Origin of the sequence: Dialister succinatiphilus, from assembly GCF_928721695.1 — a bacterium.
GTDB lineage: Bacteria > Bacillota > Negativicutes > Veillonellales > Dialisteraceae > Dialister > Dialister succinatiphilus.
Genome location: NZ_OV788641.1, coordinates 1,940,934 through 1,957,211, shown reverse-complemented (window position 1 = coordinate 1,957,211; position 16,278 = coordinate 1,940,934). Strand labels below are relative to the sequence as shown.

At 48.1% G+C, this 16,278-nt stretch carries 14 protein-coding genes; 3 read left to right on the top strand and 11 right to left on the bottom strand.

Features of this window, described 5'->3' with window-relative positions:
• The first annotated feature begins 115 nt into the window (after nucleotides 1–115).
• The gene (locus NW747_RS08230; protein ID WP_273186738.1) at nucleotides 116–769 is read left to right on the top strand and encodes a Crp/Fnr family transcriptional regulator; all 654 of its coding nucleotides are present in this window, start codon (nucleotides 116–118) and stop codon (nucleotides 767–769) included.
• Nucleotides 770–871: 102 nt separating this feature from the next.
• Here NW747_RS08230 and coaBC read toward each other — a convergent pair whose 3' ends face one another.
• The 6 genes from coaBC to dapF form a co-directional block, all read right to left on the bottom strand.
• Complete coding sequence (gene coaBC / locus NW747_RS08225) at nucleotides 872–2,074, bottom strand: bifunctional phosphopantothenoylcysteine decarboxylase/phosphopantothenate--cysteine ligase CoaBC (protein WP_273186735.1); 1,203 nt, start codon at nucleotides 2,072–2,074, stop codon at nucleotides 872–874.
• An 87-nt stretch (nucleotides 2,075–2,161) separates the two neighbouring features.
• A complete protein-coding gene (gene rpoZ / locus NW747_RS08220) occupies nucleotides 2,162–2,362 on the bottom strand; it encodes a DNA-directed RNA polymerase subunit omega (RefSeq protein ID WP_008859025.1) in 201 nt (66 codons plus the stop codon).
• Nucleotides 2,359–3,006: a guanylate kinase gene (gmk, locus tag NW747_RS08215; RefSeq protein ID WP_273186732.1), complete on the bottom strand. Its 648-nt coding sequence runs from the start codon at nucleotides 3,004–3,006 to the stop codon at nucleotides 2,359–2,361. The genes rpoZ and gmk overlap by 4 nt, the downstream gene beginning before the upstream one ends.
• A 2-nt stretch (nucleotides 3,007–3,008) precedes the next feature.
• On the bottom strand, nucleotides 3,009–3,281 hold the full coding sequence (gene remA / locus NW747_RS08210; RefSeq protein ID WP_008859023.1) for an extracellular matrix/biofilm regulator RemA: 273 nt from the start codon (nucleotides 3,279–3,281) through the stop codon (nucleotides 3,009–3,011).
• 13 nt (nucleotides 3,282–3,294) lie between these two features.
• Nucleotides 3,295–4,185 (bottom strand): YicC/YloC family endoribonuclease, encoded by an 891-nt coding sequence (locus NW747_RS08205; RefSeq protein WP_273186729.1) that lies wholly within the window; start codon nucleotides 4,183–4,185, stop codon nucleotides 3,295–3,297.
• A 25-nt stretch (nucleotides 4,186–4,210) separates the two neighbouring features.
• Entirely contained in the window at nucleotides 4,211–5,044 is an 834-nt protein-coding gene (gene dapF / locus NW747_RS08200; protein ID WP_273096020.1) for a diaminopimelate epimerase, read from the bottom strand.
• A gap of 270 nt (nucleotides 5,045–5,314) precedes the next feature.
• On the opposite strand from dapF, the gene NW747_RS08195 reads away from it, so the two are divergent.
• Together NW747_RS08195 and NW747_RS08190 are read left to right on the top strand one after the other, a co-directional pair.
• The gene (locus NW747_RS08195) at nucleotides 5,315–7,054 is read left to right on the top strand and encodes an Rqc2 family fibronectin-binding protein (RefSeq protein WP_273186726.1); all 1,740 of its coding nucleotides are present in this window, start codon (nucleotides 5,315–5,317) and stop codon (nucleotides 7,052–7,054) included.
• Nucleotides 7,055–7,298: 244 nt separating this feature from the next.
• Complete coding sequence (locus NW747_RS08190; protein WP_273186723.1) at nucleotides 7,299–10,091, top strand: heavy metal translocating P-type ATPase; 2,793 nt, start codon at nucleotides 7,299–7,301, stop codon at nucleotides 10,089–10,091.
• Nucleotides 10,092–10,558: 467 nt separating this feature from the next.
• Here the strand turns inward: NW747_RS08190 and NW747_RS08185 are convergent, their stop codons facing one another.
• The 5 genes from NW747_RS08185 to NW747_RS08165 all read right to left on the bottom strand — a co-directional run bounded on the left by NW747_RS08185 (nucleotide 10,559) and on the right by NW747_RS08165 (nucleotide 16,274).
• Entirely contained in the window at nucleotides 10,559–11,890 is a 1,332-nt protein-coding gene (locus NW747_RS08185) for a uracil-xanthine permease family protein (RefSeq protein ID WP_273186720.1), read from the bottom strand.
• Between the two features lie 11 nt (nucleotides 11,891–11,901).
• Nucleotides 11,902–12,492, bottom strand: coding sequence for a xanthine phosphoribosyltransferase (locus tag NW747_RS08180; RefSeq protein ID WP_273097221.1), 591 nt, complete (start codon nucleotides 12,490–12,492; stop codon nucleotides 11,902–11,904).
• Between the two features lie 131 nt (nucleotides 12,493–12,623).
• The gene (locus NW747_RS08175; RefSeq protein WP_273186717.1) at nucleotides 12,624–13,922 is read right to left on the bottom strand and encodes a histidine-type phosphatase; all 1,299 of its coding nucleotides are present in this window, start codon (nucleotides 13,920–13,922) and stop codon (nucleotides 12,624–12,626) included.
• Between the two features lie 75 nt (nucleotides 13,923–13,997).
• Nucleotides 13,998–14,909: a 4-hydroxy-tetrahydrodipicolinate synthase gene (gene dapA, locus NW747_RS08170; RefSeq protein ID WP_008859015.1), complete on the bottom strand. Its 912-nt coding sequence runs from the start codon at nucleotides 14,907–14,909 to the stop codon at nucleotides 13,998–14,000.
• Between the two features lie 330 nt (nucleotides 14,910–15,239).
• Nucleotides 15,240–16,274, bottom strand: coding sequence for an aspartate-semialdehyde dehydrogenase (locus NW747_RS08165; RefSeq protein WP_273186713.1), 1,035 nt, complete (start codon nucleotides 16,272–16,274; stop codon nucleotides 15,240–15,242).
• Nucleotides 16,275–16,278 lie beyond the last annotated feature (4 nt).

Here is a 16,278-nt window from a genome sequence, read left to right as displayed (position 1 = left end):
TGTAAAATAAAGAACTGATACTTTTATTATACGAAATACCTATAAGCTATATTGTTGCCGCCGCAACATAAAGTAGATATAATGATAAAAAACGGATATTTTTAAGGAGGCTGCCATGAATCATAAAAATTATGAAGGGCTTCCCCTTTTCAGGGATATGGAAGAAAGCCGTATTCGGGAAATACTTCTCACTGCCGGCTGCTATATCAGGAATTTCAAAAAAGGCAATTATATTTATGAAGAGAATGAAATCATCCGCAGCATAGGCCTTATCCTTTCCGGGCATGTCTATATGATCAGGGAGGACCTGTGGGGTGAGAAGGATATTCTGGTCTCCATGGGCCGAGGGGAAATATTCGGAGAAAATTTTGCCTGTTCTCCTCATCCTGCTTCTTCTGTCACTTTTTATGCCCAGGAGGAAGCGGAAGTGCTTTTTATCCCCTATGACCGTCTCCTCCGTCATGCGGGAGATGGAGATGTCCTTGTATTTATTAAAAATCTCATAGCCATGATGACTTCCAAAAGCCAGGAACTCATGAGGAAAATCAATGTGATTTCCAGAAAATCCCTCAGAGCAAAAATCCAGTGCTTTCTTTCCATGGAAGCGGAAAAAGCAGGAAGCTGTGATTTCACCATTCCTTTTTCCAGGGAGGATTTGGCTGAATATGTCTGTGCCAACCGAAGCGCTCTTTCCCGGGAATTAAGGGCCATGGAAAAAGACGGTTTAATTACCCTGCAGGGAAGAAAATGCCATATCATTCAAAAATAGAAGAAAAAATTTCCGCCTGCATTTCCCATAACCCTATTGCCTCTATTCTATCCACGAAAAAAACGCCGCAGAAAGCGGCGCTTTTTTCACTTTTTTCAGTTATTACTGCTGTTTCAAGCCTTCAGCTATTTTTTCAACGATAATGTGACCCAGTTCATCCTTTGTCATTTTCGGATACTGTTCCATGGTACCGTCTTTATAAAGAAGGGAAGCAATGTTGGTGGGTACATTGAAACCGGCGCCAGGCATGGCCACATCATTGGCCACCAGCATATCCAGATTTTTCCTTTTCAGCTTTTCTTTGCCGTGCTCTATGACATCATTCGTTTCTGCAGCAAAGCCTACAAGGAACTGGCCTTTCTTTTTCTGCCCCAGACCATAAAGAATATCAGGGTTTTGGGTCAGCTCAATGTTCAGAACATCATGGGACTCTTTTTTGATTTTCTGGGTGGCCTGCACCTTGGGGCGATAATCGGACACAGCTGCTGCCATGATGGCGGCATCGCAGTCATCAAAATGGGAATTCATGGCACGGCAGAGTTCCCGGGCATCACGGACGTATTCTATCTTAACACCTGAAGGAACAGGAAGTGCCGTAGTGCAGCTAACCAGAGTCACATCAGCGTCCTCCATGGCAGCTGCCCGGGCAATGGCATAGCCCATGCGTCCGCTGGAACGATTGCTGATGTACCTGACAGGATCGATGGCTTCCTGAGTGCCGCCGGCACTGACGATAATCTTTTTACCCTTCAGGAGGCCTTTGCCGAAGAGTGCCTTTTCTACAGCATCCATAATGGATTCCAGTTTAGGGAAACGGCCTTTTCCATTGGTGTTGCAGGCCAGATGTCCTGATTCCGGTTCTACGAAGAGATAGCCGTGAGCACGGAGTTTAGCCATGTTTTCCTGTACAATGGGATTTTCATACATATTGGTATTCATGGACGGCACGAAAATCACTTTGGCCTTCGTGGCCATGACGGTGGTAGAAAGCATGTCGTCTGCAATACCGTTTGCCACTTTGCCGATGATATCGGCAGTGGCCGGAGCAATGACGAATACATCAGCCATGCGGGCCAATGCAATATGCTCCACATCCCATTTGTAGATATTGGCAAACATATCCACTGTCACATCATTGCCGGACAGTTCGCCAAAGGTAATGGGGGTAACCAGCTTGGCTGCATTGGCAGTCATAATGCAGTGCACGTCGGCACCGGCCTGTCTGAGCCGGCTGACAAGGCCGGCCGCTTTGTATGCGGCGATTCCGCCGCATACGCCTACCACAATATGTTTATTTTCAAACATTTACAAATCCTTCCCGGAAATTCCATTTCCTCAGGGAAGTACCGATTCATGGGGTGATGGAATGAATCGGTACATTCTCAAAGTCTGTTATTTATCAAAGCTGTAGGTAATCTTATCCTTGTAAATTTCTTCCAGTGCCACGGTCACCGGTTTCTTGTTCTTTGCATCAGGAATCAGCGGAGGCTGGCCATCGGTCAGTTCACGGGCCCTGTCTGCTGCCAGGGTAACCAGGGTATACTTGGAATCTACTTTCTTCACAAGACTGTCAATAGATGGAAAACACATCATTTTAAAGGTACCTCCTTATTGATATATTGTTTGAAAATGGTTTCAATCTGTCCTTCATTGCGAGACAGTTTACATTTTTCCGCTTCCAGAATGGAGCAGGTCTTATGCACCGCATCTTTCAGTACATCATTCACCACGATGTAATCATACTGATGGGCCATGGCCAGTTCGCTGGTAATCTGGGAGAGACGTTTTTGGATGACTTCCTCCGAATCGGTTCCGCGATCATGGAGACGGCCGGAGAGAATTTTAAGGGACGGCGGGACGATATAGATGAAAACGCCCTTGGGATAGCGCTTCTTCACCTGCATGGCTCCCTGGATATCGATTTCAAGAAGTACCGATTTCCCCTCATTAATCAAATCCAGGGCATATTTTTTCGGCGTGCCGTAGTAATGGTCATAAACCCTGGCATATTCCAGGAAAGCATCTTCCTTGATGAGCTTTTCAAACTGCTCATTGGTCCGGAAATAGTAGCTTTCCCCTTCCACCTCTCCCTTACGGGGCTCTCTGGTGGTCATAGAAACAGAATAATGGAGATTGGGATAAATGGAACGAATGGCACTGCAGATGGTTCCCTTCCCGGCACCGCTGGGGCCTGACACCACCAGCAGAATTCCCTCATCTTTCTTCTTTGTATCCATGATTAATCGTCCGATCCTTCGTTAATGACTGTATCTTTATTGGTTAACCTGTGAGAAATGGTTTCCGGCTGTACGGCGGAAAGGATAATCTGTCCGCTGTCCATAATGAGAACAGCCCTTGTTTTTCTGCCATAGGTGGCATCGATCAGTTCGCCTCTGTCCCGGCAGTCCTGGATCATACGTTTAACCGGTGCTGATTCCGGACTGATGATAGCCATAACCCTGGCTGCCGCCGCCATATTGCCAAAACCGATATTAATTAAAGAAAAACCCACTTTTGATAGCTCCTTATTCAATATTTTGGACTTGCTCGCGTATTTTTTCGAGTTCTGTCTTGATTATTATAACACAGTCAACCACTTCGGTGTCACTGGCTTTTGAAGCGGTTGTATTGACTTCCCTGTTGATTTCCTGGAGGAGAAAATCAAGTTTTCTGCCTGAAGGCTCATTGCTTTCAAGGATATGACTGAACTGGTCCAAGTGGCTTCCAAAACGCACAACTTCTTCCGTATAGTCAGCCTTCTCTGAAAAAAGAGCCACCTCTTCCAGTACTCTCCCCTCATCTATGGAAAGGTTCCGGTCTTCCAGGATTTTATTGATTCTCTCTTTCAGCCTTTCCTCATAGGCCCGGGCCGCATCATCCTGCCGGGATAAAAGGAATTCTCTCTTTTCTTTAAGGAAAGAAATTCGTTTTTCCAGGTCCTTCTTCAAGTTGGCCCCTTCCCTTGCCCGCATGTCTGTGAGTTCAGTCAGCGCCTTCTCCATGGCTTCATCCACCAGAGGCGCCAGCTCTTCATCGGACAGGACTTCTTTTTCTACATGGAGAAAAGTTTCCGGCAGGGTCAGAAGATCGGAAATAAAAGGTTTTCTGTTTTTCAGTCCCTTCATACGCCGGCCTTCCGTTAAAGCGGCTGCATAGGCTTCCAGAAGATTCCTGTCCAGTACTACCTTCAGATTTCTTCCTTCTGCAGAAGGCTGGAAAGAAAGGTAAACGGTCACTTTACCACGATGCAGGGTTTCTTTGATTTTCCGGGATGCCCTGTCTTCCAGGAAAGCGGAGAAATGGTCGCTTCTCATATTAATTTCCAAAAAACGGCTGTTCACCGATTTCAGCTCTGCTGTCACGATGCCCCGTCCATTTTCTGCGCTGCCTCGTCCGTAGCCGGTCATGCTGTTCATATGCAATGCCTCCATTTATGATGAATTACAGCAGATAGTCTCCTTCAAATACTTTTTCTGCAGGACCAGTCATAAAGATATGGTCTTTGGGATTTCCGTCCCATTCGATATGAAGCTGTCCGCCATCCAGGGTTACGTCAGCACCGCCGGAAACCCGGCCGTTTAAAATAGCGGCTGCCACAGTGGCACAGGTACCGGTGCCGCAGGCCAGAGTCACGCCGGCGCCTCTTTCCCACACCCGCATCCTGAGATGGTTTGGAGAAAGCTGTTCTACAAATTCTACATTGGTCTTCTTTGGGAAATGAGGGTCTGTTTCCAAGTTGGGGCCTTCCTCCGTGACCGGAACAGCTTCTGCATCATCAACAAAAATCACACAATGGGGATTCCCCATGGACACGCAGGTAACCTGGTAGGATTTCCCATTTTTCTCATTGGCCAGCGTTTGATTTACAATAGGACCTTCGCCGAAACCTTCTGCCGGAATTTCTTTGGCATCCAGATGGGGGCATCCCATGTCTACCCGTACCATGCCATTATCCAATATTTCCGGATAAAGGATACCGGCACCGGTTTCCACAGAAATCCGTTTTTCCTTCACCAGTCCCAGTTCGTGGGCCCACTTGGCAAAAGCACGGATACCATTGCCGCACATTTCTGCTTCTGAACCGTCGGAATTAAAAATCCGCATCTTCAAATCGGCCTTATCAGAAGGGAGAACAAATATAATACCATCAGCGCCGATGCCGAAGTGACGATCGCAGATTTCTTTTGTATGCCTTGTGACTTCTTCCAGTTTTTCCTTAAAGCCATTAACAAAAACAAAATCATTGCCCAAGGCCTGCCATTTTACAAAATGCATAATTCCTCCTTGCTTACAGCTGTATATGAATGAAGATTTTCTAATTCTGAATCTATATTTTACCATTCCTGTCACGTCTCTATCAACCACAGGAATCAGCCTGTTCCTGTTTATACAGGGAACGCCCGGTATTTTCTCCAAAGGCAGCGCCTATACCTGTCCTAAAAGGACAGGGCTGAAATCCCCTGTTCCTGCCGTACCAGGACCCTTCAAGTATGATATACTTAAACCATAATTATTTATCTTTAAACGCTTATGCAGGAGGAAATCATGCAGATAGACAGCGCTGTATTATATATGATTGTAAAAAAACTCAAAGAAAAGCTGGATTCCTGTCAGGTACGGCAGGTGCACCAGATAGATAACCGCATTATGGATTTAGAGCTTTTCTGCCAGGACGGAGATATTGTAAGTCTTATCATCAACACCTATAATCCGCCTCTTCTTTACCTTACGGGCAGGGCAAAAAACAGGAAGCAGTACTCCCCTTCCCAGACCTTCTGTATGACCCTCAGAAAATATCTGGAAGGGAGCCGCCTGTCCAGAATCGAACAGGCAGATATGGACCGGGTCGTATCTCTTTCCTTTGACCGTATCGAAGCAGGCAGTGAAATCGTGACCCGCACCCTCTGGGTGGAACTTCTCCCTGCTTCCCCCAACATAGTTCTTTCGGAAGGAAATACAATCATAGATGCCTGTCTCCGGGGTAAAAAGCTGGACCGTCTCCTAGTGCCTGGAGAGACTTACAGTCTTCCGGGACGCTCTGCCCGCATGGATTTCATGAAATTTAACAAAGCAGAAATAAAAAACATTCTGGATTTTTCCAAAAACGAAGACATCCCTTTAGACAGCTGGCTCTTTTCCAAGTTTAACGGTTTTTCCCGTTACCTGGCGGACGAACTGGCCCATGAAAGCAGGGTGCCTGCCGACCTCTCTCTTTCTTCCATGACCGAAGAGGAAGAAAATCGTGTAGTCACCGCCCTGTGTGCTCTTTCCTCGGCCATTGCCAAATCCGATGTCCTATATATATATAAGAATGAAAAAGGAAAGAAATCTGCCAGCCCCATTCCTCTTCACATGATGAAGCAGGAGCCGGAAAAAGCAGATGTCCTCCCCTTTATAGAAAAAGAGGCGGAAAGCGGAGCCGGTTCCATCAGTCAGGCTGTACAGGACTACAAAAAGCAGCTTCATACTCTTATTAAAAGAGAAGAACGAAAGAAAAGAAAAATAGGAGAAGAAATGGAAGAAACGTCCCGTATGGACCAGTACAAGCTCTGGGGCACCCTCCTTTCCATCTATGCCTATGAAAAAATCAACCACCGGACTTCCCTTACCCTTTCCAATCTGTTCAAAGATCCGCCGGAAGATGAGACCATACCGGTGAACCCCCTTCTTTCCGTTTCCGCCAACAGCCAGATGTATTTCAAGAAATACAATAAAATGAAAACAAGGACTGCCATTGGAAAGGAAAAGCTGGACGAATGCGATAAACGACTTGCCTATCTGAATGATACTCTTTACTTTGCTGAACAGGTTACCACCAAACAGGAACTGGAAGCATTAAAGGAAGAGCTGAAGAATCTGGGTATTGATAGAAAGCAGGGCCAAAGGAAAAAATCTGGGAAATCGAATAAAAAATCCCAGGCACCCCAGATAGAAAACCGTATGATTGATGGTTTCCGGGTATGGTTTGGCACCAGTAATACAAAGAATGAATATCTCACCCTGCATAAGGCGGCAAAAACCGATGTATGGCTCCATGCCAAAGCTATTCCCGGTTCCCATGTAGTGATTGAAGCATCCGGTGACACCATTCCTGAAGAAACCCTGGTGAAGGCTGCCGCCCTGGCCGCCTGGAACAGCAAAGGAAGAGATTCCGGTAAGGTGGATGTGGACTATACCCTTATCCGCTATGTGAAGAAAATTCCCGGAGGCCCGCCGGGGCTGGTGAACTATACCCACCAGAAAACACTGACCGTAGTACCGGAAAATGTGAAGGAAAATGAATAAAAAATACAGAATGTTTTTTGAGTCCCCCTGCCGAAAGGTACCAATGCGGCGGTGTTCTCAATGACCTGGGGATGGAATACAAAAGCAGCGCTCTTTTTCTTTCAAGGGCGCTGCTTTTATATGGTCCTGCTTATCACTTGAATTTTTAAAGTGTTTTTCATGAACGGTTTACTCTATATTGCGACGATGCTAAAATCAGATAAAGAAAGAACCCTGTATCCTATATCTGCAAGGAGGAAACCCTATGAATAAAAAAGAAGAAACAGTGCATGCCCATAACTGCGGCTGCTGCCACTGCCATCACCAGCATCACGAAGAAAGTCATGTTCATGAAGATGATTCCGGAAGTGAGGATGAAGGAGAGGAGAGCCATCATCATGGCTGCTGCGGTCATGACCACCACCATGAAGAAGAGCCCCTTCATCACGACCATTCCCATGATCCTGAAATGGCCAGGTATAAAGCGAACGAAAAAGATATTATGGAAGACGAAAAGGCCATTGATGCCGACGAACGGCGGGCCTTCGGCCATTTCCATGATAAAGGAATCCATCATCAAAAAGGCCACGCGCCGAACTGCCACTGTTCTGCCTGTGTAGAGGAAGAGGACTGCGACATTTGCGGGAAAAGCCTTGACAGCTGCCGCTGTGATTTCCTTGGAAAAACCTACCACCGCTCCCTTTACCATATGGAGCATCTGGACTGCATGGAATGCGCCGCTAAAATGGAAGGGAAGATTCGGGAAATGCCTTCTGTTTTCTTTGCGGCCATTTCCTTCCGCAATAAGGAACTGCGCATCATTTCCAAAGAGGACCCCGATACCCTTTTGAAGGAAGTCCTTGCTGTATGCCGGAGCGTAGATGAATCGGTCGGTATCGTTCCGCCAAAAGATAAGTCCAATTACCGGACGGAAACTTATGAGATTCCTACTCTGGACTGCGCCGCCTGCGCATTGAAGCTGGAAAAGCTGATTAACCGCCAGCCCGGTGTTCTCTCCGCTTCCATTTCCTACGCTACCAAAACCATGAAGCTCACCGCAGAGGATCCGGACAGCCTGATTCCGGAGCTTACAGAAAAGTGCAATGAAGTGGAATCGCCTACGGCAATCAAAAAGAAAGTACGTCCCCCAAAAACATCAATTTCTCCAAAGACAGAGGATGTTCCTTTTTACAAAAAAATATTCACAGAAGAAGGACAGCTTTGGATTGGCGGCTTTTTCTTCGTTCTGGGCATGCTGTTCCACTATCATCCTGTCGAGGCTTTGGCTATGCCGGAACTGTACGGAAACATGCTGTTCTTTATTTCCTACCTGATTCTGGGCGGCCCCATTGTATGGACAGCCCTGAAAAATGTGACCCATGGGGAATTCTTCGATGAAACTTTCCTCATGACCATTGCCACCCTGGGAGCCTTCGGCATACAGGAATACCCTGAAGCTGTGGGCGTCATGTTCTTCTACCGCATCGGTGAATATCTGCAGGAGCTGGCCAGCGACAGAAGCCGCAGCCAGATTATGGCGGCTGTAGACCTTCGTCCCGAGGTGGTTCACCGCATAACCGGGGATAAGATGGAAACACTTCCGGCGGAAGATGCCAGAGTGGGCGATATCCTTCTGGTCCGCCCCGGCGACCGTATCCCCCTGGACGGACTGATTGTGGAAGGAAGTACGGAAATCGATACATCTGCTATTACCGGAGAGCCGAAACCTGTAACCGCCAAAGAAGGCAGCCATGTAGACTCGGGCTGCGTGAATATGACCGGTACCATTAAAATCCAGGTCATGAAAATTCTTTCCGAATCCATGGTGAGCCGTATTCTAGATTCCATGGAAAATGCAGTGGCCAGTAAGCCGAAGATTGACCGCTTCATTACCCGTTTTTCCAGAATTTATACGCCGGCCGTCGTGGCAGCCGCCCTGCTGACAGCTGTGATTCCTCCGCTTTTCTTTGGCGCTGACTGGGAAAAATGGATTTATACTGCCCTCACTTTCCTGGTTATTTCCTGCCCCTGCGCCCTTGTCATTTCCGTTCCTCTGGCTTTCTTTGCAGGCATAGGAAGAGCTTCCAAAGATGGCATTCTCTTTAAGGGCGGCACAGTGATGGAAGTGATTGCCAAAATCAAAGCAGCTGTCATGGATAAAACAGGCACCATTACAGAAGGAAAATTCAAAGTCCGCTCCATCATTCCCTATGGGAAATATAAGAAAGAAGACATTCTTTCCCTGGCCGCTTCCTGTGAAATCTACTCCACCCACCCCATTGGAAAATCCATTGTTGAAGCTGCCCATGCAGAGGATCTCCCCCTGTGTCATGTAGAAAATCTTCATGAAACGGCTGGCCTTGGTGTGGAAGGCATGGTGGATGGGAAATCCGTTTATGCCGGAAACAGAAGCCTCATGGCAAAGGCCGGCATTTCCGAACAGGAACTGGATGCGCTTCATGGAGAAGGCACCGTAGTGTATATGGCAAAGGAAGGAAGCCTTCTGGGATGTATCACCATATCTGATGCACTGAAGGAAGATGCCTTTTCTTCCATCAGCGAAATCAAAAAATTGGGCGTTACGCCAATTATGCTGACCGGTGATAACCGGAAAAGCGCAGAAGCCGTGGCAGAAAAAGCAGGCATTTCTAAAGTATATGCCGGCCTTCTTCCTCAGGATAAACTTTCCATTATGAAAGACCTGCGCAGGAAGGAAGGATCCGTGCTCTTCGTAGGAGACGGCATCAATGATGCCCCTGTCCTTGCCGGTGCCGATGCAGGGGCCGCCATGGGAAGCGGCGCTGACGCCGCCATTGAAGCAGCCGATGTGGTTTTCCTCAATTCCGACGTCCATGCCATCCCCCAGGCCATCAAACTGTCCCGAAAAGTCATTTCCACGGCCTGGCAGAACGTGGCCTTCGCCCTCTTCGTCAAAATCGCCGTTATGATTATGGGCCTTCTGGGCTATGCCAATATGTGGGTAGCTGTGTTTGCAGACACCGGCGTCACCCTCCTCTGCATCCTCTACTCCGTGCGTCTCCTTCGTATGAAACTATGAATGGCAGTGAGTTGGTGGACTAGTGGGCTAGTGGGCTAGTGGACTAGTGAGCTGGTAAAATAGTCAAATAAAAACAGCTGTGAAAATGATGAAACATTTTTCACAGCTGTTTTTTGATGAGAAAATTTTTTAATAAAACCTATGGCGGTTCGAAGCTGCCTTGACATGGAGGACAGCGGGCAAAAATCATAACTTTGGATTCATCAGCGAGAGCAGTATTACGGTGAATCAGCCGCCAAAGGGGGCTTCCACTTCGCCCGCAGGGCGGTTTGCCTGTTTTCCCCGGGCGAAAGCCCGGTTGTAAAGGTTTAATCCAAACTGGCGCCCCTTCTTTTGAAGGGCGCCTACCAGAACCCTCAGCGGCGGAGCCGCTGTCAAACCCAAGAACCCTCGCGCCATAGGCGCGCCAAACTTCGGCCCGAAGGGCCGTCATCCCTCACGCCCGAAAGGGCGTGTCAGCAAAAGTCCTACTCCACGATTTCCGGCTTATCTCCCTCATCTTTTTCCTTATCTTTCGGGAATACCAGGTTCAATACCATGGCCACAATGAAGACCACAGCCACACAGTTATCCGCAAATACACTGCGGAAAAGATCGGGGAAGATGTGGAAAATCTGGGGTGTCTGGGTAAATCCCAACCCGATGGAAAGGGAAAGGGCTGCAATGCTCATATTTCTCTGGGAATAACCGCAGTCCCCCAGCATTCGGACACCGCTCACCACAATAGAACCAAACATCATGAGGGTGCAGCCGCCCAGCACCGCATTGGGCAGGGAAGCCAGAATGACGCCAAGAGCGGGAATGAGGCCAGCCAGAATCATGATGACAGCGCCGCAGCCGATAGCTTTACGGTTTACCACGTGAGTCATGGCGATAAGGCCTACGTTCTGGCTGAAGGAAGTAATAGGCATGCAGCCGAAAAGGGATGACAGGCTTGAAATGAAGCCATCCACTGCAATGGAGCCGGAGACTTCCCTGTTGGTGGGTGTCCTGCCAAAACCCATGGCTGCCAGGGCACTGGTATCACCCAGGGTCTCGGTGGCAGAAACAAGAAAAATAAGGAAAATCGAAAAAATCGCATCAGGATGGAATTCCAGGGGAACCGGAAGAATGGAGGGAACGGAAATAATAGATACCTGGCTGATACGGGCCAAATCCACCATGCCGTAGAAATAGGCAGCTGCATAACCTACTACCAGACCAAAAAGAACGGAGAGCTGCTTATAGAAAGAATGGGCCTTCACATTAAAAATCAGGCAGGAAACCAAGGTAATGGAACCTACAATGAGATATTTCGCATCGCCGAAATCGGGAGCGCCAAAGCCGCCGCCAAAGGAATTGGCCCCAATGGGAAGAAGGGAAAAACCGATAGCCGTCACTACGGAAGCAGATACAATAGGAGGCACAAATTTCTTCCACCAGGTGGCTCCAAGGCCAAGAATCCCTTCCAGCACACCGCCGATAAGGGCTGCCCCCAGTACGGCGCCGTAGCCGTACTTTGTACCAATGACGCAGGCCACCGATACGAAGGTGAAGCTGATCCCCATAATGATGGGAAGGCCGCTCCCAAGCCGCCACAGCGGGAACATCTGCAGAAGAGAACCCAGGCCTGCCACAATCATGGCAGACTGCACCAGGGCGCCGGACTCTTCCGGCGACATTTTCACTGCTCCTGCTACGATAAGGATAGGCGCAATGTTGGCCACAAACATGGCCAGCACATGCTGCAGGCCGAAGGGCACTGCCTTTCGGACAGAGATTTCTCCCTTCAGCTGGTAAATGGGGTCATTTGTTTTCATGGTCAGAAACCTCACCGGAATGTAATGGTGCCGGTAGCAGCATCCATCTTGTCAATGATAGCCAGGGACCTGACATCCACTCCTTTGGCACGCAGGGCATCGCCGCCTCCCTGGAAGCCCTTTTCAATACAGATGCCTACTCCTTCTACGATACCGCCTGCCTGGGAAACCAGGTCCATCAGCCCTTCTACGGCGCAGCCGTTGGCAAGGAAATCATCCATAATGAGGATATGTTCACCCTGATTCAGGTATTTTTTGGAAACCACCACATGGTTCACTTTATTATGGGTAAAAGACTTCACTTCCGTTGCATATACATCGGTATCCATATTGGAACCGGCCGACTTCTTGGCAAATACCACGGGCACGCCGAAATATACGGCTGTCAGGCAGGCAATACCGATGCCGGAAGCTTCGATGGTCAGAATTTTATCTATTTTCTTATGGGCAAATATATTTTTAAATTCTTTCCCCAGCTCACTGATAAAAGGCACATCGATCTGATGATTAAGGAAACTGTCCACTTTCAGTACGTTTCCCGGTTTAATCACTCCATCAGTCAGTATCTTCTTCTGTAACAGATTTAATTCGGATGCCATCATTTCTGCTCCCTTTCTCATACCCAAAATATAAAGATAGTATTAACTTATTGTATCATGGCAGGCAAATCAATGCAAAAAAATCAGGAACTATGGAGTTTTCATCCATAGTTCCTGATTTTTTCCGGATACTGTCAAAGGATTGCCTGATGGAACAGTTTTTCCAGGTCAGCCCATTTCATCATGCCGTCTTCATTTTGCGAAATCCCGTGAAAAGTTAAAGGATACCTAAGAGGCGTCACATCTTCCCGAGGTACGGTGATATGACGGATATCCCGGGAAGCAGGATAAAGGAGGCAGGCGGATCCATAAAGAATTCCGTCAGTTCCCCTCCATTTTTCAATCACCAGTTTCACGCCGAAGGGAACCCTTCCTTCCAAAGACTTGGGCAGCTCATAGGGATAGGTGCCCAATGCGGAAAGAATAGCCGTCATATTGGAGTCATGGCCGCAGATGAAGGAAAATTTCCGGCTGTTTTTCATTTCCCTCTCCATCATACGGACCAGAGGCATCGCCATGTAACGGGCGGCCTGGGGCTCTCCATAGAGGAGGATTCCAAAATCATCTTTAATGCGGCCGATTTTTTTCCAATCTTCGAAGGTCGTGGTATGGCCAAAGGCAGCTTCCCTGTCATCTTCCGTTTCATAATAGCGGATTAGCAGGGAATCTGCCAGGGAATGGGCCGTTTTCAGGGAGCCCTTCATTTTCGGCTTCTCGCCGCTCTTCATGGTGATCTGAAGGTCTTCCGGTACAAATCCTTTGAAACCGCCTTTTTTGGCGTCGGGTGAAGAATATATATCCAGTATCCTTTCCAGCTCCCGGAAATCACGATTCATTTCTTCCTTATTGGCAGACAGAAAAGAACGGACCCAAAGGTCTTCGCCTTTGCGGATGGAAGAAAGAGTATTCCTGTCCAGCGTATCCGGCAGCTTTGTATCAAAGGCGGGATCCTTCGTCCCTTCCATCTTGTGATGTACCCTGATATTGGCTTCTGGAGCGGCGCCGGCAACAAAATAACGGGCGGTGGCAATGGTGCGCTGGTCTGAATCGGCGTAAAAATAGGAAGTCTTCCCTTCCCAGTCCTTCGGTGACATCATGAAATTTTCCCGAGTCAGTTCATCTTTCACCGACTCCCCCATCATCGTTTCTACAAGGCCGCCCCGGTTGGACAGATATCCCGGAGGAATTTGGGAATCCTGCCACTGGTGAGGCGTCAGATTCTTCCTTTTTTCGCTGTCCGTTGCCATGGGAGAACGCAGATTATGGCGGCTGAAAATAACAACTTTCTGAAGTTCATAGTTCTGGTGAAGTCCTACCCTGGCTTCTGCAGGAAAATCAGGCACAAGCGCCAGTGAAAGGGCAAGGGCGGAAATCATAAGTCCCGCCGATTTTTTACAGGAGCCAAACGATCGAATCCATCTGGAAATAAACATATTTCCTCCTTCCATAGACTGAATGATGCATTTCAGTAAAAAAGGCTTCACGGAGGAAGCCTTTTCTATCATTCTTTATTTGACTAATCCGCCATAATCTTTCAGCATCTGGTACACATGGTTCTTTTCTTCTTCCGACGGTTCTACAATGGGAAGACGGAAATGGCCGCCAGGCTGACCGATGAGGTTGACTGCCGTCTTGACAGGAATCGGGCTGGCAACGAAGAACATACCTTTCATAATAGGATACATTTTCAGATGAAGGGCTCTTGCCTTTTCCAGATCTCCCTTTTCAAAAGCATCCACCATAGCCAGAAGATCATCACCAATCACATGGCTGGCAACAGAAATGACCCCTACGCCGCCTCCTGCCAGAATAGGCAGGGTGAATGCGTCGTCGCCGCTGTAAATCATGAAATCATCGGGCAGCAGAGTCTTTTCCTTCGTTACCTGGTCCCAGTTGCCGGTGGCGTCTTTAATACCTACCACATTGGGGCATTCATCCACAATCCGCTTGATGGTTTCCGGCTGGATGGATACACCGGTGCGCCCCGGAACATTGTAGAGCACAATGGGCAGATCCACATGTTTGGCAATAGCGCGGAAATGCTGGTACATACCTTCCTGGTTCGGTTTCACATAGAAAGGAACAATGGCAAGAGCGCAGTCAATGCCCGTTTTCTTTGCTTCCCGGCCGAACAAAATGGTATCCCTTGTGCTGATAGTGCCGATATTTCCCATAACGGGAACTTTTTTACCCGGTGCATTCCTGCCTACAGCATCCACAATGGTTTTATAAAGTTTCAGTTTTTCTTCCGTGGTCATGGTGGCGCCTTCACCGGTGGTGCCGCCTACCAGAATGCCTTCGGAACCGTGGGCTACCAGGTGCCTGGCCAGTGCAGCCGCTCCTTCATAGTCTACGGAACCATCTTCAAGAAATGGAGTAATCATGGCGGTAATGACCCGTCCAAATTTTGCTGTTGCCATTTTTTAGTATCTCCTTTGATATATGTTAGTAAGCTGGTGGGCTAGTGGGCTAGTGATCTGGTGGACTAGTGGACTAGTGGACTAGTAAGTGTCACTATCTACATGTACCAAGATTCTTCCCCCGGGGTCAGGATGGTCGGTCGGCCAAATAAAAGGAAGGCCCTTTAATGTGCAGGCTAAGGGCCAACTTTGGCCGACTCGCGCATTCTATGCAGAATGCGCGCAAGTGAGGGCGGGAAGAAATCGAGGCAGCACCGGTCATGGGTTGGCCCCTTGCGCCACCGGCCGATCAATCTTAAGAACCTTTCCCCTCTGCAATAAGATCCAATATTAAATCATATCATGATTCATCATGTACTCTGCAATCTGCAGTGCATTGAGGGCAGCCCCTTTGCGGATCTGGTCACCGCATACCCAGAGATTGATACCGTTTTCGCAGTACAAATCTTTCCTGATACGGCCTACAGCCACATCGGTCTTATTGGAAGTGTCAAGAGGCATGGGGTAAATCATGTTCTTGATATCATCCACAAGAACAGCGCCTTTGAAGCCCTGAACCGCTTTCTTCACCTCATCGGTGGAAAGGGGCCTTTCTGTTTCAATATAGATGGATTCCGCATGGCTCCTGATAACAGGCACTCGGACAGCAGTAGGTGTAATGGCGATGGTGTCATCATGGAAAATCTTATGGGTTTCATTCACCATCTTCATTTCTTCCTTGGTATATTCATTGTCAAGGAAGACGTCGATCTGGGGTATCACATTGTAAGCAATCTGGTAATGCTTAGGCAGACTGGCAGAAGGAAGGATTTTCGGTTCATAGGTCTCCCCCTTCGCAATGGCTGCTGCTTCATCCAAAAGCTCATCAATGCCATCCTTACCTGCACCGGAAACAGCCTGGTAGGTGCTTACGATGATTCTCTTGATTCTGGAAATATCATAAATAGGCTTTAATGCCATAAGCATAATAATGGTAGAGCAGTTCGGATTGGCGATGATGCCCTTATGTTTGGCGATATCTTCCGGATTGATTTCCGGAATGACCAGCGGCACTTCCGGATCCATACGGAAGGTGGAAGAATTATCAATGACTACGGCCCCCCGTTTAGCGGCCTCCGGAGCCAGGGTCTTGCTGATGCTGCCGCCGGCAAAGAGGGCGATGTCGATATTTTCAAAAGATTCAGGCTTTGCTTCTTCTACGGTGTATTCCTTCCCTTTCACCATCATCTTTTTCCCTGCAGACCGTTTCGATGCCAAGAGTTTCAGGGAAGCAAACTGAAAATCCCTTTCTTCAAAAAGGCGGATGAATTCCTGTCCCACAGCGCCAGTAGCACCAAGGACTGCAACTCGCGGAAGTTTACTCATAGAA